Source organism: Ramlibacter sp., assembly GCF_050250995.1.
GTDB lineage: Bacteria > Pseudomonadota > Gammaproteobacteria > Burkholderiales > Burkholderiaceae_C > Ramlibacter.
On the sequence record NZ_JBFWNP010000044.1, the window covers coordinates 1 to 24,144 of the forward strand.

Genomic DNA, 24,144 nt, shown 5'->3' on the forward strand with positions numbered 1-24,144 from the left:
GGGGTGGCCCCTGCAGCGAAGTAAAGGAGGAGGAGCGCGCACGCGCGCGACGGGGGACATTCGCGGAAGGGGTCGCCCCCGTCCCGGTCCGGGGCGCGCCACTCCCTTCTGCCGCCCACACTCCTAGGCGCCTGGGCGGCAGAGGGCAGGTGAGCGTCCTCTGACCTTATCCACACGCCCGCACTAGCTTCCCCGGCAACGCACCCGTCGCCTCCCCATCCCGATACGTGATCTCGCCCGACGCCATCGTGATGCGATAGCCGCCCGCGCGCTGAAGCAGCCGCTTGCCGCCGCCGGGCAGATCGAACTCCAGCCGCGGCGGCGGCAGGTCGAGCTTCGAAGGATCGATCACGTTCAGGTCCGCCTTCAACCCCACCGCCACCACACCGCGATCCCGCAGCCCGATCGCACGCGCCGTGTCCGACGTCTGCCGCTTGATCAGCCACGAGAGATCGAACCCGTCCGCATTGCCGCACTCTTTCGACCAGTGCGTCATCAAAAAGGTCGGAAAGCTCGAATCGGAAATCGTCCCTACGTGCGCGCCGCCATCGCCGAGGCCGATGACCGTATGGGGGTCGGCGATGAGCTCGCGGCAGACGTCGAGGTTGCCGCCGTGGTAATTCGCGTGCGCGGCGTACAGCAATGCACGCCCCTCGTCCTCCAGGATCATGTCGTACGCGAGATCCAGCATCGTCCTGCCCTGGCGCCTCGCCTGCGCGCCGATCGACATCTCCATGGCGGGCTCATAGTCCGCGGGCTCGCCGAGCGCGAAGATGCGGTCGAGATCGAGTCGACGCCGTTTGCCCTCGAGTTCCTCCAGCACGCGCGACTTGAACGCGGGCTGGCGCATCGTCGCCACGCGCGACGCGAGCGGCTCCTCGGCGATCTCGCGATAGGCCTTCGACAGCGAGAACGGATTCAGGCTCGCCTGCAGCCCGAGCAGGACGCCGACCGCGCGCGGCGCGACCTGGCCGCGAATCTCCAGGCCATCGGCCACGGCCTCATGCACCATCGCGCGCAACTTGCGCCAGCTGTCCGGCTCGGTGTGCTTCTGGAACAGGCTGAACGACAGCGGCCGGCCCGACTGCGCCACCACGCGCCGCAGCATCGCGAACTCCTCCTCCATCGAGGGCTGGTCGAAGTCCGACAACAATTGCAGCACGCCCCGGCCCGCATCGCGCAAGCCCATGGCGATGCCCATGAGCTCCGCCTCGGCCGCGCGAAGCGAGGGTGTGGGATCGCCTTTCGTGCTGCGATGGTTGATCGACCGCGAGGTGCTGAAGCCGATGGCGCCCGCACGCATCGCCTCGGCGGCGAGCTCGCGCATGCGCGCGATGTCGTCGGCGTTCGCGGGCTCCAGCCGCAGCGCACGCTCGCCCATCACGTACACGCGCAGCGGCCCGTGCGGCAGCTGCGCGCAGATGTCCATGTCGTGAGGGATGCGCTCGATGGCATCCATGTATTCGGCGAAGGTTTCCCATTTCCAGTCGAGACCCTCGTGCAGCGCCACGCCGGGAATCTCCTCCACGCCCTCCATCAGTTCGATGAGCTTCTCGCGCGCTTCCGCACGCACGGGCGCGAACCCCACGCCGCAGTTGCCCATCACCACCGTCGTCACGCCATGCCAGCTCGACGACGCAAGGCGCGAGTCCCACATCGCCTGCCCGTCGTAGTGCGTGTGGATGTCCACGAAGCCCGGCGCGACGACCGCGCCCTTCGCGTCGACCTCTTCGCGGCCCGTGCCGGCGATCTTGCCGACGGCGGCGATGCGGCCGTCGCGCACGGCCACGTCGCCTTCGTGGAGCGGCGTGCCGAGGCCGTCCGCGATGCGGCCGCCGCGAATGACGATGTCGTAGTCGGGTTTCATCTCGAAGTTCCGTTTGTCCAGATATCCAGTGTTCAGATCACAGACGCCGCGCGCAGCGTCTCCAGCCGGTCCGCATCGAGCTTCAGCAGGCCGCGGTAAATCTCGTCGTTGTGTTCGCCGAGCGCGGGCCCCAGCGTGTCGAGCCGCCCCGGCGTGCGCGACAGGCGAGGCACGACGTTGGGTACCGTCACGTCGCCCGCCTGCGGATGCCTCATCGTGACGAGGTTGCCGCGTGCCTTGTAGTGCGGGTCGGCGAAGATGTCCGCGACGCTGTTCAGCGGCCCGATGGGCACATCGCATTCGAAACAACGGTCGAGCAGCTGCGCACGCGGCAGGCTCTTGATCCAGTCGGCCACGAGCCTGTTCACTTCGTCGCGATGCTCGACGCGGCGGTCGACATGCCCGTAGCTGTCCGCGCCCGCGAGTTCGGGCCGGCCCATCGCCTCGGCCAGGCGCGCGAACATGCGGTCCGTCGTGCAGGCCAGCGCGACCCAGTGCCCGTCCTTTGTTTCGTAGTGGCTGTGCGGCACCGCGTTCACCGTGTCCGCGCCCATGCGCTCGCGCACGAAGCCCGTGCGGGCGTACGCCGGCGCGAGTTCGTCGAGCATGCGGAACACGCCCTCGTACAGGCCGATGTCGACCATCTGCCCGCCGCTGTGCCCGCGGCCGATCAGGGCCACGAGCGCGCCCACCGCTGCATACAGACCCGTGACGTAGTCCGCAAGCGAGGTGGAGCCGGGAATGACCGGCGGCCCGCCCGCTTCGCCCGCGAGGAAGCTCAGCCCCGCGAAGCCATGCGCAACGCGCGCGAAGCCGGGGCGGTCCTTGTACGGGCCGGTCTGACCATAGGCCGAAACGCGCACGAAGATCAACTCGGGGCGGATCGCGCGCAGCACGTCTTCGCCCAGCCCCCACCGCTCCATCGTGCCGGGCCGGAAATTCTCGATCACGACGTCGCTCACCGCGATCAGCTCTTTCGCGACACGCGCGCCCTCGACCTGCCGGAGGTCCAGCGTCACCGACTTCTTGTTGCGCCCCTCGTTCAGCCAGTTCAGCGTCGAGCCGGACTCCGTCATCGTGCCGAAGCGGCGGAACGCGTCGCCGCCGTCGGGCTGCTCGACCTTGATGATCTCCGCGCCGAATTCGCCGAGGATCGCGCTGCAGAACGGGCCCGCGACCATCGTCGAGAACTCGACCACACGGATGCCGGCGAGGGGCAGCCGTGCGCGCTCGCTGGTGGGTGGCGATGCTTCCATGGTTGGCACTGTATTCATGCGCGCGACTTCTTCATAGATTCAATTCACTTAAACCGGATATCATGAAATTCAGATGCCAGCCCCTCGACCCGTCGCGACCGTGTTCCCCAGATGGAAGACGTTCGTCAAGGTTGCGACACTCGGCAGCCTCACGCGCGCCGCCGCCGCGCTCGACGTCCACCAGTCGGCCATCAGCGCGCAGATCGCCGCCCTCGAAGAGGAGTGCGGCGGCCGCCTCTTCAACCGCACGGGCCGCGGCGTCAAGCTCACCGAGCTCGGAGCCCGCGTGCTGCCGCAGGTGCAGGCGCTGCTGCAACAGGCGGACCAGTTCTCCGACGACATCCTCGCCAACGGCAGCGTGCCGCGCGGCGACGTCACCGTGGGCGTGGTCGCATCGACCGCGCGGCCCCTGATCCGGGTACTGTTCCAACGCACCCGCGAGCGATTTCCCGGCATCCGGCTGAACGTCGTCGAGGGCTTCAGCGGCAACCTCGACGAGTGGCTCGCGAGCGGCCTCATCGATGTCGGCGTGCTGCATCGCTACGGAACGACGCTCGGCCCGTCCGAGCAACGCCTCGCGATGGGCGAGACCTATCTCGTCGGCAGGACCGGCGAGCCTTTGTGCGAAGCGTCCGAGGTTGAATTCGCGCGGCTCGACCGCGTGCCGCTCGCCCTGCCCGCGAACCCGAGCAGCATGCGCAGCCTCGCCGAGCAGATCGCCCGCCGTGCCTCGGTCTCGCTCGACGTGGCATTCGAGACGAATTCGCTTCATCTCATGAAGGACATCGTCATCAACGGCGGCGTCTACGCGCTGCTGCCCTTCCAGGCGGTGTTCGCCGAAGTGCAGGCGGGCGTGCTGCGCGCTTCGCGCGTGGTCGGCCCGAGCATCGAACGCACGGTGGCGCTCGGCACGCGCAAGCATCAGCCGCTGTCGCTCGCCGCGCGCGAGATCGCGACGCTCCTTGCGGAGATCGCGACCGGGCTCATCGATTCGGGGGACTGGGACCCGCGCGCGCTGGCTCCGGCCGGCGCGCCGACTTGAGCGCGTCACTCCAGCGGAATGTTCGCGTCCTTCACCGCTTTCTTGTAGCGGGTGATGTCGTTGGCAAGTCGCGTGGCGAGCACGCTCGCGTTGCCGTACTTCGGCTCGAAGCCGAGCGCGCGGAACTGCTCGATGACATCGGGACGCGCCATGATCTTTCCGATCTCGTTCGTCAGGCGCTGCTGTACCGCGGGCGGAATGCCGGCCGGCGCATTGACGGACACCCACGACGAGTATTCGTACCCGGGGACGGCCTCCGCCACTGCCGGAATTTCCGGGTGAAGGAAATGACGCTCGGGGCTCGTGATCGCAAGCACCTTCACCTTGCCCGTCTTGAACTGCGGCGCGGCCGTGGTCGTCGTCTCGAAGATCATGTCGAGTCGTCCGCCGACGGTGTCGACCAGCGCCTGGCTGTTGCTCTTGTACGGAACGTGGTTGATCTGGATCTTCGCGGCCGTGTTGAAGATTTCGATGTTGGCGCGCGCGCCGCTGCTGCCCGAGCCATAGTTGAACTGGTTCGGCTTGGCGCGAACCATCGCGATGAACTCGCTCATCGTGTTGGCCGGCGAGTTGGCCGGCACGAGCACCGCGTAGTACACCTGGCCCAGGATCGCGATGGGCGCGAGGTCCGTCATCGGATCGTAGGAGAGCTTGCGGTACAGGGCCGGGTTGATCGCGAGATTGGGCGCGCTGCCGAGCAGGAGCGTGTAGCCGTCCGGCGGCGCTTTCGCGACCGCCTCGACGCCGATGATGCCGTTGGCGCCCGCCTTGTTGTCGACGATGACCTGCTGACCGAGTGCGTCGCTCAATCGGGTCGCAAGCACGCGGCCCAGCACGTCCGCCGCGCCGCCCGCAGCCTGCGCGACGACGAGTTTCACGGGGCGGTTGGGATAGTCCTGCGCATGCGCGGACGGGGTTGCGACGAGGGACGCGATCGCAAGCAGGGCGCCGCACAGCGTCGCTTTCAGGCGATGGATCGAATGCATGGTGTCTCCTTGTTTGTTGTACGTGGCGCGACTGCATGCCACGGGGATGTTCCACGCACAGCGTCGAGCGTCCGCTCGCGAACGTCAAACCGTCGCGAGGCAACGTTCCGTACAACGGGTCGTCGCGCGTCGAGCCATCACAAGGACTTGATAGCTTCTTTTAAGCGGCCTTGATCGCAGCCGCCCCATCGCCCTTTTCGACCCGGCGGCGCGGCCGCGCACGTCTATCCGTCCGGCACCGCCGGATTGCTCGCCCCCGCGGGAAAGACCGCCTCCACCCGCGTGCCCTTGCCCGGCGAACTCCATAGCGTGCCGACGCCGTTCAGAAGCTGGATGCGCTCCTGCAGTCCCCGGAGGCCCAGGGCCGTGCCCCGGCGCGGCGCGTCGACGTCGAAGCCGACGCCATCGTCCTCGATGACCACCGACAAGCCTCTTCCGCGGGCCGCCACGAAGATCTGCACCCGCGTCGCGGCCGCATGCTTGGCCGCATTCGACAAGGCCTCCTGCACCATCCGGTAGACCTCGGTCGAATGCACGCTGTCGACGTACAGGTCCGGCTCCATGTCGACGATGCAGCGCGCGCCCGTGCGCTCGGCGAACGTGTCCGCCAGGTGCTCCAGCGCCGCGGGCAGGCCGAGCTCGTCGAGGATCACCGGCCGCAGGTCCGCCGCGATGCGCCGCACGCCGACGATGCCCTCGCTCAGCACATGCCCCATCCTGCGCAGCTTCGTGCGCGCGGCATCCGTGAAGTTGCCGTTCTCGATGAGCCAGGCGATGTCGAGCTTCAGCGCCGCGAGCGTCTGCGCGATGTCGTCGTGCAGTTCGCGGGCGATGCGCTTCTTGTCGTGCTCGCGCAGCGCCGCCGCCCGCGCCGAAAGTTGGCGCAGTTCCTCGACGGCCCGCATCTTCTCGGACACGTCGCGCACGACCGCCGTGAAGAGCAGGCCCTGCGACGTCCGGACCTGCGAAATGGAAGCCTCCAGCGGAAACTCCGAGCCGTCCGCCCGCAGCCCGTGCACGATGCCGAGCGCGCCCATCCGCCGCGTGGTGGCGCCGGACGCCCCGAAATCGTCGACGTGGTGGCGATGCCCCTCCCGCAGCCGCGCGGGAATCAGGGTCTCGAGGCTCTGGCCGACGACTTCCGCGCGCGACTTGCCGAACATCTGCTCGGCCGCGCGGTTGAACACCACCACGTTCTGCTGCGCGTCGACGCTGACGATGCCGTCCATCGCCGACTCCACGAGGCCGCCGAGCCGATCGTTGGCCATGCGCAGCTCTTCCTCGCGCGCGGTCAGCTCGGCGTTCGCCTGCCGCAACTCGCTCGACGCCCGGGCGACGTGCGTGCTGAGTTCCTGCGCCTCCAGGAAACTGGCCTCGATCGACTCGACCGGCTGGCCCGCGCCCAGCCGCACGGCCTGGCGCTTCAGCTCCTGAACCGAGGCGCTGAGCCGACGGCCCTGGATGACGGCGAACGCGATGCTGGCGGCGAGAACGGCCAGCGTCCCCAGGGTCAGGAGGGTGAGCGCCTGCCGCAGTTCCCGGGTCAGGTCGGCCAGCGGCATCGACACGACCACGCGCCAGCCGGAGAGCGGCGCGGTGCTGAACGTCGTGAGCACGTCCACCCCCGAGAGGCTCGTGCCTTCCATGCTGCCCTCGGGCGCGGCATCGAGGCGCCCGCGCAGGGCATCGCGCACCGGCACGCCGACGAATTGCGCGTGATCGGCGGACCGTGCGACGACGGTCCCTTCCCGGTCGACGACGGCGGCCGTCCATCCCTGCGGAAGCGTCTGGCGCAGCAGGATTTCGCGCATGCTCTCCGGCGCGAGGCCGCCGACGAGCGCGTAGCGGGCCTCGCCCGCACGCACGACCGGGACGGCCATTGCGAAAGTGTGCATGCCGGTGAGCGAGCCGCGAAACAGATTCGTCGTCACGGGACGGCGCGACACGAAAAGATCGCCGAGATGCGCGGCCGACGACGGCGGCCGCAGTGCGCTGCCGACCGGCTGGGCCGTGTTCATCACGGGCCGGAGTTCACGGTCGACGAGCCCGATGACGGCGAGGCCCTGCATCGACTGGACTTCGCGCGCCTGCTCCTGAAAGGCGTGCAGGGTGTCGGGGGCGATCAGGCGAGATGTCGCGAGCACGTTCAGGGCGCCCTGCAGCCCCGCCAGCCGCTGGTCGATGGCCGTCGCCATCGCGCGCGCGGTGGCCGTTGTCGACGTCTCCAAGTGCAGGCGCTCCCGGCGATATTCGGAGACCAGCAACGCTCCGACCAGCAGCGCCGCCGGCAGGATGCTGACCAGCACCAACAGGATCAAAAGACGGCCGATCGGCGCGGGCTGCCTCTTCACGCGTATCTCCGCGGCTTGCGGGCGCCGCCTCTCCCGGGAAAGTTATCCCACGGGGCACGTCCCGACGCAAGAACGGCCCCAATGCGACAAGGGGCATCGCGGGCCCGCCTGGCCCGGCAATTCAGCGGTCCACGTCCCCGATGCAGAGGTACTTCATCTCGACGTACTCGTCGATGCCGTGGCGCGAGCCCTCGCGGCCGAGTCCCGACTGCTTCACGCCGCCGAAAGGCACGTGCTCCGTGGAGATGAGGCCGGTATTGATGCCGACCATGCCGTATTCCAGCGCCTCGCCGACGCGAAAGATGCGACCGACGTCGCGGCTGTAGAAGTAGCTGGCAAGGCCGAACTCGGTGTCGTTCGCGAGCGCGATGGCCTCCGCCTCGGTCTCGAACCTGAACACCGGCGCGAGCGGACCGAAGGTTTCCTCGCGGGCGCACAGCATCGATCGCGTCGCGTCGGCCACCACGGTCGGCTCGAAGAACTGGCCGTGCATCCGCCTGCCGCCAACGACGAGGCGAGCGCCCTTGCCCACCGCATCGGCGATGTGCCGCTCCATCCTGTCGAGCGCGGCCGGCTCGATCAGCGGACCCTGCACCACGCCGTCGTCGAAGCCGTTGCCGACCGCGAGCGACCCGACGCGCCGGGCAAACCTGTCCACGAAGGCGTCGTACACGCCCTCCTGCACGTAGATCCGGTTCGTACACACGCAGGTCTGGCCCGCGTTGCGGTATTTGGATGCGATCGCGCCCTCGACGGCCGAGTCGATGTCCGCATCGTCGAACACGATGAAGGGCGCATTGCCGCCCAGTTCCAGCGCGAGCTTCTTCACTGTCGGCGCGCACTGCGCCATCAGGATGCGGCCGACCTCGGTCGACCCCGTGAAGCTCAGGTGGCGCACCGTATCGCTGGCGCACAGCGATTTTCCGATGGCGATGCTGTTCGGGCCATCGGCCGTCAGCACATTGACGACGCCGCGCGGAATGCCCGCGCGCACGGCGAGTTCGGCGGCCGCCAACGCGGTCAAGGGCGTCAACTCCGCCGGCTTGATCACGACCGTGCAGCCCGCCGCGAGCGCCGGCGCCACCTTGCGCGTGATCATCGCCAAAGGGAAGTTCCACGGCGTGATGGCGGCGCACACGCCCACGGACTGGCGCAGCACGAGCACGCGCTTGCCGTTGTCCCAGGAGGGCAGCACCTCGCCGTCGACGCGCTTCGCCTCCTCGGCGAACCACTCGACGAAGCTCGCGCCGTAGGCGACCTCGCCCAGGGACTCGGCCAGCGGCTTGCCCTGCTCCGCGGTCATGATGCGCGCGAGGTCGCCCGCATGGTCCGTGAGCAGGTCGAACCACTTGCGCATCAGCGCCGAGCGCGCCTTGGGCGTGGTGCGCCGCCAGCCGGGGCCGGCGGCATCCGCGAACGCGATGGCCGCGTCGGCGTCGGCCGCGCCGAGGTTCGCCACGTCGGCGAGCTTCGCCCCCGTTGCGGGGTCATGCACGTCGAAGCGCGCCGCGCCGCGCAGCCACTCGCCGCCGACGAGCGCGTCCGTGCGCAATAGCGTCGGGTCGGCGAGAAAGGACAAGGGCGATCCGCTACCAGCCATGAAGCAGCATCCCGTCGGAATACGGCAGATCGCCCATGGCCGCCTCTTCGAGCCGGCGGTATTGCCCGCGGTAGAACACGAGCGGTTTGGGCGGCGTGCCCACGCGCGCCTGCATCGCCATCACCTCGCCGACGAAGATGACGTGGTCGCCGCCTTCGTATTGCGCATAAGGCTTGCACTCGAACCAGGCGAGCGAGTTGTTCAAGAGCGGCAGGCCCGCATACGCGCCCTGCCTCGGCATCACGCCTTCCCACTTGTTCGACATCGGCCGCGCGAAGCGGCTCGACATGTCCGACTGGTCCTGGCTCAACACGTTGACCGCGTACGCATCGACCTTGCTCCATTCGTCGAAGGCCTTCGCGCTCTTCGCGATGCTGAACAGGACAAGAGGCGGATCGAGCGACACGGAGTTGAACGAGCTCACGGTCGCTCCCAGCCGCTCGCCGCCCGGCGAGACGGCGGTGATGATGGCCACGCCCGTCGGAAACAGGCCCAGCGCGTCGCGGAAAGCCCGCGCGTCCACGGTCGCCGCCCCGGTGCTCATGCGTGGTTCAGCGCGTCGTCGACCATGGACGTGCAGCGGTTGAAGTCGAACGCGCGGTACATGTTCATCTTCACGAGGAACGAGGCGCCGCCGTAGAACTTCTCGTACTGTGCGCTGCGGTTGCCGAACTCCGAGCCGATGAAGTCCCAGGCGAGGCGCATCAACGCGATGCGAGACCGGGCGTCCGACGTCGCCGATGCCATGTACTTCCCGATGTCGCCGGCGGTGTGGGGACTGGTCAGGTCCTTCACCGACGAGGGCAGCGAGATCATCGCCGAGCCGGTGAGCTCGCGCACGATGTCGAGCATGCGCGGGTTGATCTCGGACTGCAGCGCCATCACCGAATACAGCGCGGTCTTCGACGGCCACACGACACCGTTGCGGTCGATGTCGGCCTTGACCTCCTGGCTCTCGAGCATGCCCTCGACGATGGCGATCAGCGCGGCGAGCTCGCCCATCTGCACCTGCACCGGCGGCGCGGCGTCGTTGCCGGTCATCTCGTTCATGCGCTTGGCGATGCCCATCATGAAGCGCAGCTTGGTCGCGTAGCGCGCCTGCGCCTGCAGGTTGCCGTACGAGTGCGCGGGGGTCTTCCACCACTGGTCGCGGCAGACCTCGATGTTCTTGTAGATGAAGACGTTCTCCCAGGGCACGAACACGTTGTCGCAGACGACGAAGCAGTCGGTCTCGTCGAAACGGCTGGAGAGCGGAAAGTCGAACTTGTTGTCCGCACGCAGGGCGAAGGGGCGGCGCGGATACAGGCGAAGGTTGGGGTCGCCCATCGGGATGACGACGCCGATGGCGTAGTTCTCGTCGCCGGGCGCGAGCGGATGAATGCAGCTCAGGTACAGGTAGTCGGAGAACACGCCGGCCGTCGCGAGCTGCTGGCCGCCCTTGATGACGATGCCGCCGTCGCGCTCTTCCACCACGCCCGCGTAGAGCGTCGGGTCCGACTGCTTGTGGCCCGGCTTGCTGCGGTCGATTTGCGGCGGCACGATGGCGTAGGTCGCCCACAGGTCGTTGTCGCGCGCCTTTCTGTAGAAGTTCGAGACGTTGTCGGCGAACTGCTGGCCGCCCTTGGCGAACACCTCCGGCACGGCCGCGTAGCCCGCGAAGTAGCCCGCCACGTGGTCGGGCGTGCGGCCGACCATGCCGTACGACACCTCGGCCCAGGTCTCGGAGGCGAGGCGCTTGGCCTTCAGGTCTTCGCGCGTCTTCGGGATCTGGTAGGCGCGCAGGTGCGAGCGGCCGGTGTCGGGGTCCGTGTAGCGCATGCGTTCGCGCATCGAGGGGTCCGCAGCCACGTCGAAGAGGCGCGCGCAGGTCTTCGCCGTCTCGGAGAACGCGGGATGCTTCGTCACGTCGCCGACGCGCTCGCCGTCGACGAAGACGTTGCGCCCGTCGTCGAGCGAACGCAGGTACTCGGCGCCGGTGCGGATCGTGCCGGTGGAGGTGGCTTTCTTGAGCATTTGGGGTTTACTCCAGGTGGGGACGGGGATGACTGACAGGGTGTGTTCGCAGCGGCGCTCGCGGGATCAAGCCGCCGCCATGACTTCGTCGAAGACGAGGCGCGCGCTGTCGCGCGCCTTCGTCACGTGCGCCACGGCGGCCGCCCGCGCGCTGCGCTTGTCCTTCTTCTCGATCGCGGCGAGCATCTCGCCGAGTTCCTTCGCGCTCTGGACGCCGCGGCCCGGGCGCGACATCGACTGCGCACGCAGGTAGTTGATGCGCGCGGAAATCTGGTTGAGCATCTCCTCGATCACCCTGTTGCCGCACTTGGCGAGCATGGCGTCGTAGAAGTCCTGCGTGCTCGTCACGCGGCCGGCGGCATCGTTCTTCTTCACCGCCGTCTCGAAGCGGCGCAGCGCCTCGCGCATCCTGCGCACCGTGTCCTCGTCGGCCAGTTCGGCGCAGCGGTAGGAGGCCTCGCCTTCCAGCAGGGCGCGCACGTCGTAGATCTCGCAAGCCTCCGGCCAGGTCATGACGGGGATCGACACGCCCTTGTTCGGCGTGGTCGTGACCAGCTTCTCGGCCTCGAGCTTGCGCAGCGCCTCGCGCACCGAGGGGCGGCTCACGCCGAGGCGCTTGCACAGGTCGGCCTCGACCAGGCGCTCGCCGGGGCGGAAGGTGCCGTTGAGGATGGCGCCGCGCAGCTTCTCCCATACCTGGGACTGCACGGTCTGCGCGATGACGCGCAGTTCGTTGTCGAGATCGGCGGTCATTCGAATTCCCTCTGTCCTGTGGCGAGTTGACGCGCGCCGTGTTTCGCGAACACGGTGTAGGCGCCCTTGAACCAGCTTTCCTCGGCCAGCTTCGCGCGCCATGGCGAGGCACGCGCCTTCGCGCGCTCGGGCGAATCGAGTGCGCCCGGCGTCTCGATGTAATGCAGCGCGAGCCGGGTGAAGGTACGCGGCTCGCCGGAGGCCACCGAGAAGCGGCGCGCGCCGCGCCAGTCGGCGCATTCCAGCAGCGTCGGCACGTGGTCCTGCTCGTACCAGGCGTCGAATTCCTCCTGGCGCTCCTGCGGGACGTCGAACCACACGGCATACAGAACGGGCGCTTCCAGCCCCGTGGTCGCGTCGAAGTTGCCGCCCCACGCCTCCCCGATCTGCTCGCAGGTGTAGCGGGTGAAGCCGGTCACTTCGCCCAGCATGCGCGCCGTGAGATCGGAAGGCTGCGTCTTGATCTTCCGATACGCCTCGGTGTCCAGCGCGCCCTTGGCCTCCAGCTCGTAAACCGCGAGATAGGAAGGTGCGTCGAGCAGCCGGTATCGCTGCGCCGAGACGAACCCTGGGCTCCGCATGCGGATCGGGATGTGCTCCGTGTCGTACCAGGCATGGAACTCGCTAACGGACGCGGTAGGAGGCGTCATTTCGGAGAAGAGGATCGCGTGGCCGGCGGTTTTCATGAATTTCCAAAAATCGTTTGCATGTCAGATTGTCTGACAATATAATGCCAGACACACGAACGAAATGCAAGAGGCCTCATGAACATTTCCATCAAGCGTCTTTACACGGTGACCGACTGCCTTCATGCGCCCGACGTCCCCGTCGGCGACTCCCTGCGCCGCTTCGCGGTGATCGCCGTGGTCGACAACCCGTATGCGGGCCAGTTCGTGCAGAACCTGCGACCGCTGATCGACGCGAGCGTGCCCATCGGCCACCGCATCGGCGAAGAACTCGCCCGCCTGGCCGGCGCGTACAAGGTCCAGAGCTACGGCAAGGGCGGCATCGTCGGCATCAACGGCGAGCAGGAACATGCGGCCGCCCTCCTCACCTCCGACTTCGCCGCGCCCGTGCGCGAGGCCGTGGGTGGCGGCAAGGCCTGGATCTCGTCCATGGTCAAGGTCGGCGGACCCGGCACCACCATCGACGTGCCGCTCGCGCACAAGGACGCGCTGTACGTGCGCTCGCACTACGACGGCATGTCGCTGACCGTGCCCGAGTGCCCCATGCCCGACGAGATCGCCCTCATCTTCTGCGCCGCCACGCGCGGCCGCCTGAACGCCCGCGTGGGCGGCCTGCGCGCGGAGGACATCCAGGGCCGGGACGGCCTGGTCTGAAGGAGGCGCCCCATGAAAACCGCGATCGTCAACATCGGCAAGATCGTCTCGGGCGAGTGGCGCGAGCCCCTTGCGGCCGGCGACTCGATCCTCATGGAGGCCGGCCGCATTTCGAAGGTGGGCGGCTTGAGCGACGCCGACCTCGCCGCTTGCGACGTCGTGATCGACGCCAACCGCAACGTGGCCATTCCCGGCCTGATCGACTCGCAGGTCCACAACACCTTCGGCGACTACACGCCGCGCCAGAAGACGGTGGGCTTCCTCGAGAGCTACGTGCATGGCGGCACCACCACCTGCATCTCCGCCTCGGAAGTTCACGTGCCCGGCCGCCCGAAAGACCCAGAGGGCGTGAAGGCGCTTGCCGTCGCCGCGAAGAAGTGCTTCGACGACTTCCGCCCCGGCGGCATGCGCGTGCATGCGGGATCGATCATCCTCGAGCCCGGCCTGACCGAAGCCGACTTCAAGGAGGTCGCCGACAAGGGCGTGTGGCTCGCCAAGGCCGGCTTCGGCGCGGTGAAGACGCCTTACGAATACGCCGAGATGGTTGGCTGGGCCAAGAAGGCCGGGATGATCACCACCGTGCATACGGGCGGCTCGTCGATCCCCGGCTCCTCGGGCATCTGGTTCGACCACCTCCTGCGCATGCAGCCGCACGTGTCCTTCCACGTCAATGGCGGTCCGGTCGCCATGCCCGACCGCGACTTCCCGCGCATCGTGAACGAGAGCGACATCGCGCTGCAGGTCTGCACGGCGGGCAATCTGCGCACGCTGCTGCTGATCGCGAAGCTCGCGCTCGAGGCGAAGAAGTTCGACCGCCTGCTCATCGCCACCGACACGCCGACCGGCAGCGGCATCATGCCGCTCGGCATGATGTACACGATCACGCACCTCGCGAGCCTGATGGATCTGCCGGTCGAGTGGGCCATCGCCGCGGCCACCGGCAACAACGCGCGGGTCTACGGACTGAACAACGGGTTCATCGCGCCCGGCAAGGACGCGGACGTCGTGCTGCTCGACGCCTGCGTCGGCGGCTCGAAGGACAACGCGCTCGACGCGCTCGCCAACGGCGACATCGCGGCGGTCTCCGCCGTCGTCACCAACGGCGTGCCGCGCTTCGTGGGCCGCAGCCGGAACACGCCGGCGCCGACGAATGCGCCGACCGTCGCGAAATGCACGGTCCCCATGGATTACAGCCTCGCCTCGCACTGAGCCCCCGCCAACCTCCCTCACATTTGGAGCAGTCAACATGCAGTTCTGGACCCGACGCCTCGCCACCTCGTTCGCCGTGCTCGCCTGTGCCGGCATCCTCGGCGCGGCCCCGGCGCGCGCGCAGGCACCCGCCCCCATCGTGATGAAGGTCGGCACGGCCACCTTGAACGACCTGCAGCACGAGTGGTACAAGCGCTTCGCCGCCGACCTCGACAAGCGAACCGGCGGCCGCGTGAAGGTGGAGATCTATCCGGCGAGCCAGCTCGGCGCCATCCCGCGCATGATCGAAGGCGTGCAGTTCGGCACCATCCAGGCGTGGAACGGCCCGCCGCAGTTCCTCGCCACGATCGACAGCCGCTTCAACGTGCTCTCGGCCCCCGGCGTGTTCCGGGACCATGCGCACGCGCACCGCGCGCTGCAGGACGCGCAGTTCTCCGACGCCTTTCTCGACCTCGCCACCGCGAAGGGCCTCAAGGGCATCGGCCTCTTCGTCACCGGCCCGACCGGCTTCGCGATGCGCACGCCCACGGTGAAGCTCAACGACATCGAAGGCAAGAAGATCCGCGTGATCGCCTCCGACATGGACCGCGAGCAGATCAAGCGCATCAAGGCCTCGCCCGTGCCCATGGCGCTCGGCGAGGTGCTGCCCGCCCTTCAGCAGGGCACCATCGACGGCGTGATGAGCGTGCTGCCCGTGCTCTCGGCGCTGCGCTACTACGACGTCGCGAAGTGGTTCTACGAGTCGAACCAGGCGATGGTGACGATCATCACCGTCGTCTCGCAGACCTGGCTCGACAAGCAGCCGCCCGAGATCCGGGCGGCCATCGCCGAATCGGGCAAGCAGGTGAGCCGCGACATCCTGCAGTTCGCCCTCGACGACTACGCCAAGTCGAAGAGCGACTGGGCCAAGGCCGGCGGCACCTTCACCACGATCAACGCCGCGGACCGCTCGAGCCTGATCAAGGTCACCGCGCCGATCGGCCCCGAAGTCGTCGCCAGGCATGCGCAGGACAAGGCGATCTACGACGTGCTGACGGCCGCCGCGAAGCGGGCCGAAGGGGCGAAGTAAAGTGCGGCCCGGCGCCCCCACTCTGAGGAGCCGCGTCGCCGACGCGCTGCTCTACGCGGCGGCGGCGATGCTCGTCGCCATCGTGTGCATCAACTTCGTCAACGTGACGGGCCGCTACCTGTTCGCGCACGCGCTCGAATGGGGCGAGGAGACGATGCAGTTCCTGATGATCGGGGGCGTCTTTCTCGCCACGGCGAAGGTGACGCTGGACCGCGAGCACATTCGCATGGACTTGCTGCTGCACCGGCTGGGCGCGCGGGCGCGCGGCTGGGCGGAGCTCGTCGTCGACGCGGTCGTTATCGGCACGCTCATGACGGTGACATGTGCCGGCTTTCCCGTGATCGTTAAGCTGATCCAGTTCGGGCAGAAGAGCGAGGGCTCCGGCATCCCCGTCGCGATTCCGCAGCTGGCCGTGCCCATCGGGCTGGGCACCGCCGCGCTGTTGCTGCTGATCGGGATCTTCGCGGATCGCACGCGCAACGGCGACGTCGCCGCGGAAGAAAGCACCGCACCCGTGGAGGTGCGCACATGACCGCGGCGGTCTATTTCGGCCTGCCCGTGCTCCTGCTGGTCCTGGGCGTGCCTATCTTCGCCATCCTGCTGATGGTGTCGCTGGCAGGCTTGGCGATGAACGCCGAGCTGCCGCTGCACTCGGTGCAGACGGTGGTGTTCGGTTCGCTCGACAGCTTCCCGCTGCTCGCCATTCCCCTGTTCATCCTCGCGGGCGACATCATGGGCACGGGCGGGCTCGCGCGCCGCCTCATCAACTGGGTGATGTCCATCGTCGGCGGCATTCGCGGCTCGCTCGGCCTGACCGTCGTGGGCTCCTCCACGCTGTTCGGCGCGATGTCGGGCTCGTCGGTCGGCTGCATCGCCGCCGTGGGCCGAACCTTGTACAAGCCCTTGAACGACGCCGGCTACGGCGCGAAGTTCAGCGGCGGCGTCATCGCGGGCACGGGCGCGATCGACATCCTGATTCCGCCCTCGATCCCGATGATCATCTATGGCATCGCCGCGCAGCAGTCGGTGCCGAAGCTGTTCATCGCGGGCATCGTTCCGGGGCTGCTCATGGCCGTCGTCGCGGCGGTGTACGTGCTCTGGTATGCGCGGCGCAACCGCATCCCGATGACCGAGAAGCCGACGATGGCCAAGGTCGTCGTGTCGACGAAAGAGGCGATGTGGTCGCTGGCCGCGCCGGTCTTCATCATCGGCGGCATCTACGGCGGCATCTTCACGCCGACCGAAGCCGCGGGCGTCGCGGTCGTGTATGCGGCGCTCGTCTCACGCTACATCTATCGCGAAATGAGCTGGAAGGACCTGTGGGCGACGACCTGTCGCTCGATGTTCCTCATGACGCAGATCCTGATCATCGTCGCGGCGGCGGGCCTCTACTCGTGGCTGGTGACGACAACGGGCATTCCGCAGATGCTGGTGAAGTTCCTCACCGACTTGCAGCTGCCACCGTGGCAGTTGCTCCTGCTGTTCAATATCCTGCTGCTCGTCGTGGGCTCGTTCGTCGAGCCGCCGGCCGCGATCCTGATCCTCGCGCCGCTGTTCCTGCCGGCCGTCACGGCGCTCGGCATCGACCCGATCCACTTCGGCATCATCATGACGATGAACCTCGCCATCGGCATGTTCACGCCGCCCTTCGGGCTGAACATCTTCGCCGTGAACGGCCTGTTCAAGGTGCCGCTGCCGACGCTCTACCGAGGCGTGCTGCCGCTGCTGGTGCTGTATATCGGCGTGCTGATGCTGGTGACTTACGTGCCGCAGATTTCGCTGGCGGCGTTGAAATTGATGGGGTAGGCGGACCTCCAGCGCCCGGCAGCGCGGACGCCCGCTCCACTCACCGCGGCGCCATCCGGATCGCCCCGTCGAGGCGGATCGTCTCGCCGTTGAGCATCGGGTTCTCGAGGATGTGCAGCGCGGTCATCGCGAACTCCGGCGGGCGGCCGAGGCGCGAGGGATGCGGGATGCCGGCGGCCAGGCTGTCGAGCACGGTCTGCGGCAGTTTCGCGAGGATCGGGGTGTCGAACACGCCCGGCGCGATGGTGCATACCCGGACCTGCTTCGCCGCGAGGTCGCGCGCGGCGACGATCGTCATGCCGACGATGCCCGCCTTCGACGACGCATACGGAATCTGCCCGATCTGGCCTTCGAACGCCGCGACCGAGGCGGTGAGCACGCACGCGCCGCGTTCGCCGTCCACCGACTCGTTGCGCACCATGCTCGCCGCGGCGAGCCGCAGGCTGTTGAAGGTGCCGACGAGGTTGACGCGCACGATGGCTTCGAACTTCTCGAGCGAACCGGGCTCGCCGCTCTTTTCCACGAGGCGCAGCGGCCCGCCGATGCCCGCGCAATGCATGAGCGCGCGCAGCGGCGCCATGGCGTTCGCGGACTCGATGGCCGCGGCCATCTGCTGCGGATCGCAGACGTCCGCACGCACGAAGCGCGCGCCGTCGCCCAGCGCCGCGGCGGCCTTCTCGCCGGTTTCGGGGTTGACGTCGGCGATGACCACGCGCACGCCGCGCGCGGCGAGCTGCTGCGCGCTCGCGAAGCCGAGGCCGGAGGCGCCGCCCGTGACGAGCGCCGACATGCTGCTGTCGAGTTTCATGAGTCCCGTGTTCCTTCCCGTGTTCCTAGATGCGTTCGACGATCGTCGTGTTGGCCATGCCGCCGGCCTCGCACATGGTCTGCAGTCCGTAGCGGCCGCCCGTGTCTTCCAGGTGGTGCAGCAGCGTCGTCATGAGACGCGCGCCGGACGCGCCGAGCGGATGGCCGAGGGCGATGGCGCCCCCGCGCGGATTGAGCCGCTCGGGATTCGCGCCCAGCGGCTTCATGTCCTTCAGCCACGCCAGCGGCACCTGCGCGAACGCCTCGTTGACTTCGTATGCGTCGATGTCGGCGAGGCTCATGCCGCTTTTCTCCAGCGCCTTGCGCGTGGAGGCGATGGGCGCGGTGAGCATGAGCAAGGGGCTGTCGCCCCGCGCGTCGAAGGCGACGAAACGCGCGCGCGGCTTCAGGCCGAGCTGCGCGGCCAGGCGCTCGCTCGCGATCAGCACGGCGGATGCGCCGTCGCTCATCTGCGAGGAGTTGCCCGCCGTGGTGTTCCACGCCATCGTGGGGAAGCGCGCGGCGTAGTCGTCGGTGCGGAACACGGCCTTGAGCGCGGAAAGCGATTCGGGCGTGGTGCCGGGACGGATCGTTTCGTCGCGCGTCACCCTGCCCGCGGCCGTCGCGATCGGCACGATCTCGCGGTCGAACAGTCCCGCCTCGCGGGCCGCGGCCGCGAGCGTGTGCGAACGCGCCGCATAGGCATCGGCGTCGGCCCGCGAGATGCCCCATCGCTCGCCGATCAGGTCGGCCGCCACGCCTTGCGGCACGAGGCCGGGCGCGTAGCGCGCATTGAACGACGGGCCGAGGGCGTCCTGCCCCATGCGCGCCGAGCCCATGACGACGCGGCTCATCGACTCGACGCCGCAGGCGATGACGAGGTCGTACGCGCCGGCCATCACACCCTGCGCGGCGAAGTGGATCGCCTGCTGGCTCGAGCCGCATTTGCGATCGATGGTGGTCGCGGGCACGTGCTCGGGGAAGCCGGCCGCGAGCCACGCCACGCGGCCGGGCGTCGCTGACTGTTCGCCGACCTGGCTCACGCAGCCGGTGATCACGTCGTCGACGAGACCCGGGTCGATCCGGTTGCGCTCGACGAGCTGCTTCAGGACCTGCGAGAGAAGCTCGGCGGGATGCAGGTCGGCGAACGCCGCCCCCGCCTTGGCGCGGCCCGTGGGGCTGCGGATCGCATCGACGATGTACGCCTGCTGCATGGGTGTCTCCTGGAAAAAAATCAGGTGCGGGGAACGATCGCGATCGGCGCCGGACGCTTGCATGCCGGGTCGGTCGCACGGGGCATCTCGCGTCCCGAGAGCTGCGCGTCGTCGGCGGGCGCGTCGTCCGCGTTCTCCGCACGCAAATCGTCGAGCGCCAGCAGCGCCGCGCCGAACGCGCCCGCGATCTGAGGATTCGGCGCGAGGCCGAGCGGTATGCCCAGCGCACGCTCGATGAACTTCACCGCCGCCGGGTTCTGCGCCACGCCGCCGGTCATCACCGCTGGCTGCCGCACGCCGACGCGATTGACGAGGCCCACGGTGCGCGCGGCGACGGACGCATGCACGGCGGCGAGGATGTCGTCCTTGTTCTTGTCTTCGGCGAGCAGCGAGATCACCTCGGTTTCGGCAAAGGTCGCGCACAGGCTCGAGATCGCGAGCGCGTCGCTGCCGCGCAGCGCCATCTCGCCGATGTCCTCGATGTCCACGTCGACGCAATCCGACAGCACCTCGAAGAACTTGCCGGTGCCGCCCGCGCAGCGGTCGTTCATGGCGAAGTTCTCGACGAAGCCGTTCTCGTCGATGGCGATGACCTTGCTGTCCTGCCCGCCGATGTCGATGACCATGCGTACGCCGGGGCACAGCACCGCTGCGCCTCGCGCGTGGCAGGTGATCTCGGTGAACGCACGATCGGCGGTCTCCACCATGCGGCGACCATAGCCCGTGCTGACGGTGCGCGCGATGTCCTCCTGCGCCAGCCCCGCCTGCTGCAGCGCCTCGGCCATCGACGACTTCGCGCCGCGCCGGCTGACCGAGCCCATCTTCACCACGCTGGACGTCACCATCGCGCCCCGCGCATCGAGGATGACCGTCTTGGCGGTGTTCGAGCCGAGGTCCACGCCCATCACGTAGGGCGCGACGAACGCGCCGGGCTTCGTCACGCGGCGACCCGCTGGCGTTGCATCTCGATGGACTCGAGCATCGCTTCGAGCCGCGTCGTCATGATCGCGTCGTCATAGAAAGCCACGTCGGCCACGTCGCCTTCGAACATCATCGTCTGCAGGCCCAGCTTGCGCTGCGCGGCTTCGGCCATGACGTACTGCGGGCTCGTCATGGAGCGGCAGGTGCGCGAGACGTGGAACACCATGCCGTCGACACCGTACTTCACCGAGTCCTCCAGCGCGAAATCGACCTGGTCGAAGACGCTGTGGTTGAGCGGGCACAGCAGGAAGTGCTTGGCGATGCCGGGCAGCGGATCGTTCACGTCGATCAGGTGCGGCTGCGTCCAGAACGCGCGGTGCGTGTAGCGCCCGCACATGACGGTGGCGCCGTAGGAGGCGAACTTCTTGGAGAGCAGCCCGAGGTTGTTCCAGTTCATGATGCCGTCGAAGTACAGGCGGTACTTCTCGTCGCGCACCGCGCCTTCGCCGCGCGCGATGCGCTCCTCGATCTCGGTCTTCACGCCCGCGTAGTAGTCCACGAGCGCCTGCGACGCGGGCATGAAGTTCAGCGGCGCGATGCTCGCGATCCAGTCGAAGTACGAGGCCGGCGAGGGCCGCGCGGAACACAGCGCCATCGCCTCGTTGCGCAGGATCGCGGCCTGCTTCACGTACGACATGATGCGGCACAGTTCGTCCATGTCGAATGGGCGGCCGGTCTGCTGCTCGATGAAGGCGATGGACTCGCGCAGTTGCTGCGTCAGGTAGCGCACGGCGCCTTCCCACTCCGGCCCCTCGATGCCGTCGCCCTGGTTGCCCCAGAGGAAGGGAATGTTGACGTTGAACACCGGCAGCTTCTGGCCGAAGAGTCGGCCGAGCGCATCGTCCCACTGCTGGCCGCTGCTGCAGCCGGGGTAGGCGCTGATCAGCATGTCGGGCACGGGCAGTCCGCGCGCCATCGCCTCGGCGTCGGGCATTTCGCCGGGGGCCGGCGGCGGCGCGCCGCCGGAGTCGCCGGCCAGCGCGCAGCCCATGTGCGTGCGGCTGTACGAACACACTTCCTGCATGAAGCCGTGGTCGCTCGCCGCCTTCTGTGCGGGGCCTTCGAGGTGCCGTGCCGCGAGCAGCGCCGAGTAAGCCTCGCCATGCACCCACGCCACGCCCGCAGCCTGTGCGAACACGTTCATTTTCTGGCCGTTGTACCAGAGGACCTTGCGGCCTTCCTCGCGCGCCCGGTAGAGGCTGCTCCAGTACTCGTTGACCATGCGGCCGCTGTTGCGCGTGGAGCGCAGCCGGTTGTCGCGGCCGGGCGTGCGGACCAGTGCATCGATCGTCATGCGTTCTCCTCGATTCGGGGGGCGGCGGCGCGGCGGCCGCGGCGGCTTCGGATGCTCTCGACGAAGCTCTCGAGCCGCGTGCGGATGGATTCGAGCGGCATGCCTTCGTGCTCGGTCTCGATCAGCAGGTGGGGGATCGACCGCGCCTGCAGCGCATCGCCGATCTCGGGGATGAGGTACATGTGCGGTTCGCAGAATTTCACGAGAAGCGTGATGACGCCCTCGGCGCCGGCGCCGGTCGCGGCATCGGGCAGCGACTCGCTCCAGCGCGTCGGCGTGTGCGTGCGCGTCGGGCACGGCGTCGCGATGTTGCGCGCGAAATACCAGGCGACGAGGTCGGCCCGCGGATCGCCGGTGGCGGGCACGTCGGTGGCGAACCAGCGCGCGCCGTGGAACAGGTCGTCGTTCACCACTTCCGCGCCGCAGTCCTCGATGAGGTCGAGCAGTTCGGGCTTCGGCGCCTGGCACAGGTGGCCGGAAAGATGCACGCGCACCCTGCCCGCGCCATGCGGCGCGGCCGGCATCTCGAGCAGGAACTCCAGCACCTTGCGCAAATGGCTGTTGAATTCTTCGCGTTCCATCACCATGCCGGCCTTCACGAGCACCTGCATGTCACTCGCCGCCAGCTCGCGGCCCGTGCGGCGCAACGCCTGGATCTGCCGAAGCATGTGGCGGCCGTGGTTGTGGCGCGCGATGGACTCGCGCAGCGCGTCGTCGTCGACGGCCGCGCCGGTCAGCGATGCGAGTTCGTCGCGCAGCTGGCCGTACACGCGCGTCGCGGTGTCGCGCGTGGAGCTGCCGGCCTTCATCGACGGATCGATCTGGAAATAGCGCACGCGCAGCGCGTTCAGCCGCGCGCGCACGACATCCGCCGCGCCGATCAGCTGCACGCAGTTGTCGACGAAATAGAGCGCATCGAGCATGCCGAATTCGCCGCGCATCGCCTGGTCGACCAGGCTGCGCGTGAAGCCGCAGTAGAACGTGGGAAACATCGCGTTGCCCAGCGTGATGGCGTCGCGCGACTCCTGCAGTTGCAGGGGCAGCGCGCCCGCGGCGGCCACGAGCTCGGGCGGGAAGTTCATCGGCAGGCAGCCGACGACGCGGCGGCCGGTGCGGGCCTTCCACTGCGTCGCGTAGCCGGCCGGATCGTTCGCGGCGGCCGCGAGGATCGTGAAGGAAGGATGGTCCATGGTTTCGTGCTTCGATGTCGCGTGGCGTCAGGCCGCGGCCGGCGCCTTGATGCGTGCTCGCGTGACGCCCGATTCGTGCAGGGTGGCGATGCGGTCGGCATCGAGCCCCAGTTCGCGCAGGATCTCGCTCGTGTGCTCGCCGAGCCCCGGCGCATGGCGCGGCGCCCGGTCGGGCACGCTCGCGATCTCCATGAAGGGGCTCGGGTAGCGCAACGTTCCCTCGGTCGGATGCTCCATCGTGCGCCAGAAGCCGCTGCTGACGAGGTGCGGCTCGGTCAGCAGGTCCTGGAGCGCATTGACGCGGCTGTAGGGCACGTCGGCGGCGGACAACTGCGCCACCCAGTCTTCCGTGGTGCGCTGCGCGACGCGGCGTCCGATTTCCGCGTAGAAGCCGGCGAGGTCCTTCTGCCGCGCGTTGTGCGTGCGCCAGCGTTCGTCGTTCGTCAGCGCGTCGTCGCCCACGATCTTGCAAAAGCGCGCCCAGTGATGGTCCGTATACGGCAGCACGCAGACGTGTCCGTCGAGCGTGGCGAAAGGCCGGCGCGAGGCCTGGCTCACCGGCACGTAGCCCATGGGCGCGAGCGGCGGCTCGAAGATCGCGCCCCACAGGTGTTCGACCGTGTTGAAGGCCACCATCGTCTCCATCATCGGAATGACGACGTCCTGGCCCTGCCCCGTGCCCACGCGCTGCATCAGCGCGGCCATCACCGCGAACGCGCAATGCACGGCGCTTACCTTGTCGGCGATGACGGAGGGCACGAAGCGCGGCTCGCCGGCCACGACGGACTGCAGCATGGCGAGGCCGCTCGCGGCCTGGATCACGTCGTCGTAGGCCGGCATGCCCGCATAGGCCCCGCGCTCCGAGTAGCCCTGCGCGTGGCACACCACGAGCTTCGGATAACGCTCGCATAGCTGGTCGTAGCCGAGGCCGAGGCGGCGCGCGGACGGCGTGCGGATGGAGTGCAGCAGCACGTCCGCGCCGTCGAGCAGCTTGTGCAAGACCTCCTGCCCCTCGGGACGCTTGATGTCGAGCACCACGCTGCGCTTGTTGCGGTTGCTGTTGAGGTAGAAGGCCGCCATGGCCGGGTGGCGCTGCGGCCCGATGTAGCGCGTGAGGTCGCCCTCGGGCTCCTCGATCTTGATCACGTCCGCCCCCTGGTCGCCGAGGTACTGCGTCGCCATCGGCCCCAGGATCATCGTGGTGAGGTCCACGATGCGCACGCCCTCGAGCGGCCGGCGGGCAGGGGCGGAACGGTCGGAAGTCATGGAAAACAAATTTACCATCAAAAACGTCATTCTCGATGGGAAATTTCTTCAACCGCGCCTCGGTATCGACTAGAGGGAAGCAATGACGAAAAACTCCAAT

21 protein-coding genes are annotated in these 24,144 nt (G+C 68.3%); 6 read left to right on the forward strand and 15 right to left on the reverse strand.

Annotation, left to right across the window (positions count from 1 at the left end; all coding sequences use genetic code 11):
• Positions 1 to 166 precede the first annotated feature (166 nt).
• Positions 167 to 1,867 carry an N-acyl-D-amino-acid deacylase family protein gene (locus AB7E83_RS21605; protein WP_428572882.1) on the reverse strand — a complete coding sequence of 567 codons (1,701 nt, stop codon included), beginning with the start codon at positions 1,865 to 1,867 and terminating at the stop codon, positions 167 to 169.
• A 32-nt stretch (positions 1,868 to 1,899) separates the two neighbouring features.
• Positions 1,900 to 3,141, reverse strand: a complete 1,242-nt coding sequence (locus AB7E83_RS21610; protein ID WP_428572883.1) for a CaiB/BaiF CoA transferase family protein — start codon at positions 3,139 to 3,141, stop codon at positions 1,900 to 1,902.
• Positions 3,142 to 3,196: 55 nt separating this feature from the next.
• Here AB7E83_RS21610 and AB7E83_RS21615 point away from each other — a divergent pair, with 55 nt between their 5' ends.
• A complete protein-coding gene (locus tag AB7E83_RS21615; protein ID WP_428572884.1) occupies positions 3,197 to 4,165 on the forward strand; it encodes a LysR family transcriptional regulator in 969 nt (322 codons plus the stop codon).
• A 5-nt stretch (positions 4,166 to 4,170) separates the two neighbouring features.
• Here the strand turns inward: AB7E83_RS21615 and AB7E83_RS21620 are convergent, their stop codons facing one another.
• The 7 genes from AB7E83_RS21620 to AB7E83_RS21650 form a co-directional block, all read right to left on the reverse strand.
• Complete coding sequence (locus tag AB7E83_RS21620; protein ID WP_428572885.1) at positions 4,171 to 5,151, reverse strand: Bug family tripartite tricarboxylate transporter substrate binding protein; 981 nt, start codon at positions 5,149 to 5,151, stop codon at positions 4,171 to 4,173.
• 224 nt (positions 5,152 to 5,375) lie between these two features.
• Positions 5,376 to 7,502 (reverse strand): sensor histidine kinase, encoded by a 2,127-nt coding sequence (locus tag AB7E83_RS21625; protein WP_428572886.1) that lies wholly within the window; start codon positions 7,500 to 7,502, stop codon positions 5,376 to 5,378.
• 121 nt (positions 7,503 to 7,623) lie between these two features.
• Positions 7,624 to 9,102 (reverse strand): NAD-dependent succinate-semialdehyde dehydrogenase, encoded by a 1,479-nt coding sequence (locus tag AB7E83_RS21630; RefSeq protein WP_428572887.1) that lies wholly within the window; start codon positions 9,100 to 9,102, stop codon positions 7,624 to 7,626.
• Positions 9,092 to 9,646, reverse strand: coding sequence for a flavin reductase family protein (locus AB7E83_RS21635; protein WP_428572888.1), 555 nt, complete (start codon positions 9,644 to 9,646; stop codon positions 9,092 to 9,094). The genes AB7E83_RS21630 and AB7E83_RS21635 overlap by 11 nt, the downstream gene beginning before the upstream one ends.
• Positions 9,643 to 11,115: a 4-hydroxyphenylacetate 3-hydroxylase family protein gene (locus AB7E83_RS21640; protein WP_428572889.1), complete on the reverse strand. Its 1,473-nt coding sequence runs from the start codon at positions 11,113 to 11,115 to the stop codon at positions 9,643 to 9,645. The genes AB7E83_RS21635 and AB7E83_RS21640 overlap by 4 nt, the downstream gene beginning before the upstream one ends.
• Positions 11,116 to 11,181: 66 nt before the next feature.
• A complete protein-coding gene (locus AB7E83_RS21645; RefSeq protein WP_428572890.1) occupies positions 11,182 to 11,868 on the reverse strand; it encodes a GntR family transcriptional regulator in 687 nt (228 codons plus the stop codon).
• The gene (locus tag AB7E83_RS21650) at positions 11,865 to 12,554 is read right to left on the reverse strand and encodes a hypothetical protein (RefSeq protein WP_428572891.1); all 690 of its coding nucleotides are present in this window, start codon (positions 12,552 to 12,554) and stop codon (positions 11,865 to 11,867) included. Before AB7E83_RS21650 ends, AB7E83_RS21645 begins: the two co-directional genes overlap by 4 nt.
• A gap of 78 nt (positions 12,555 to 12,632) precedes the next feature.
• Here AB7E83_RS21650 and AB7E83_RS21655 point away from each other — a divergent pair, with 78 nt between their 5' ends.
• From AB7E83_RS21655 to AB7E83_RS21675, 5 genes are read left to right on the forward strand one after another with little or no spacing between them, the layout of a single operon-like run.
• Positions 12,633 to 13,208: an amino acid synthesis family protein gene (locus AB7E83_RS21655; RefSeq protein WP_428572892.1), complete on the forward strand. Its 576-nt coding sequence runs from the start codon at positions 12,633 to 12,635 to the stop codon at positions 13,206 to 13,208.
• A gap of 12 nt (positions 13,209 to 13,220) precedes the next feature.
• Entirely contained in the window at positions 13,221 to 14,417 is a 1,197-nt protein-coding gene (locus tag AB7E83_RS21660) for an amidohydrolase family protein (protein ID WP_428572893.1), read from the forward strand.
• Between the two features lie 37 nt (positions 14,418 to 14,454).
• A complete protein-coding gene (locus tag AB7E83_RS21665; RefSeq protein WP_428572894.1) occupies positions 14,455 to 15,486 on the forward strand; it encodes a TRAP transporter substrate-binding protein in 1,032 nt (343 codons plus the stop codon).
• Between the two features lies 1 nt (position 15,487).
• Complete coding sequence (locus AB7E83_RS21670) at positions 15,488 to 16,018, forward strand: TRAP transporter small permease (protein ID WP_428572895.1); 531 nt, start codon at positions 15,488 to 15,490, stop codon at positions 16,016 to 16,018.
• Positions 16,015 to 17,292, forward strand: a complete 1,278-nt coding sequence (locus AB7E83_RS21675) for a TRAP transporter large permease (RefSeq protein ID WP_428572896.1) — start codon at positions 16,015 to 16,017, stop codon at positions 17,290 to 17,292. The genes AB7E83_RS21670 and AB7E83_RS21675 overlap by 4 nt, the downstream gene beginning before the upstream one ends.
• Positions 17,293 to 17,332: 40 nt before the next feature.
• Here AB7E83_RS21675 and AB7E83_RS21680 read toward each other — a convergent pair whose 3' ends face one another.
• From AB7E83_RS21680 to AB7E83_RS21705, 6 genes are read right to left on the reverse strand one after another with little or no spacing between them, the layout of a single operon-like run.
• Positions 17,333 to 18,100 (reverse strand): SDR family NAD(P)-dependent oxidoreductase, encoded by a 768-nt coding sequence (locus tag AB7E83_RS21680; protein WP_428572897.1) that lies wholly within the window; start codon positions 18,098 to 18,100, stop codon positions 17,333 to 17,335.
• A 25-nt stretch (positions 18,101 to 18,125) separates the two neighbouring features.
• The gene (locus AB7E83_RS21685; RefSeq protein ID WP_428572898.1) at positions 18,126 to 19,313 is read right to left on the reverse strand and encodes an acetyl-CoA C-acyltransferase; all 1,188 of its coding nucleotides are present in this window, start codon (positions 19,311 to 19,313) and stop codon (positions 18,126 to 18,128) included.
• A gap of 20 nt (positions 19,314 to 19,333) precedes the next feature.
• Positions 19,334 to 20,254, reverse strand: a complete 921-nt coding sequence (locus AB7E83_RS21690) for an acyl-CoA dehydratase activase (RefSeq protein ID WP_428572899.1) — start codon at positions 20,252 to 20,254, stop codon at positions 19,334 to 19,336.
• The gene (locus AB7E83_RS21695) at positions 20,251 to 21,588 is read right to left on the reverse strand and encodes a 2-hydroxyacyl-CoA dehydratase subunit D (RefSeq protein ID WP_428572900.1); all 1,338 of its coding nucleotides are present in this window, start codon (positions 21,586 to 21,588) and stop codon (positions 20,251 to 20,253) included. Before AB7E83_RS21695 ends, AB7E83_RS21690 begins: the two co-directional genes overlap by 4 nt.
• Entirely contained in the window at positions 21,585 to 22,778 is a 1,194-nt protein-coding gene (locus tag AB7E83_RS21700) for a 2-hydroxyacyl-CoA dehydratase subunit D (protein ID WP_428572901.1), read from the reverse strand. Before AB7E83_RS21700 ends, AB7E83_RS21695 begins: the two co-directional genes overlap by 4 nt.
• Before the next feature lie 27 nt (positions 22,779 to 22,805).
• The gene (locus AB7E83_RS21705) at positions 22,806 to 24,044 is read right to left on the reverse strand and encodes a CaiB/BaiF CoA transferase family protein (protein WP_428572902.1); all 1,239 of its coding nucleotides are present in this window, start codon (positions 24,042 to 24,044) and stop codon (positions 22,806 to 22,808) included.
• Positions 24,045 to 24,144: the final 100 nt, after the last annotated feature.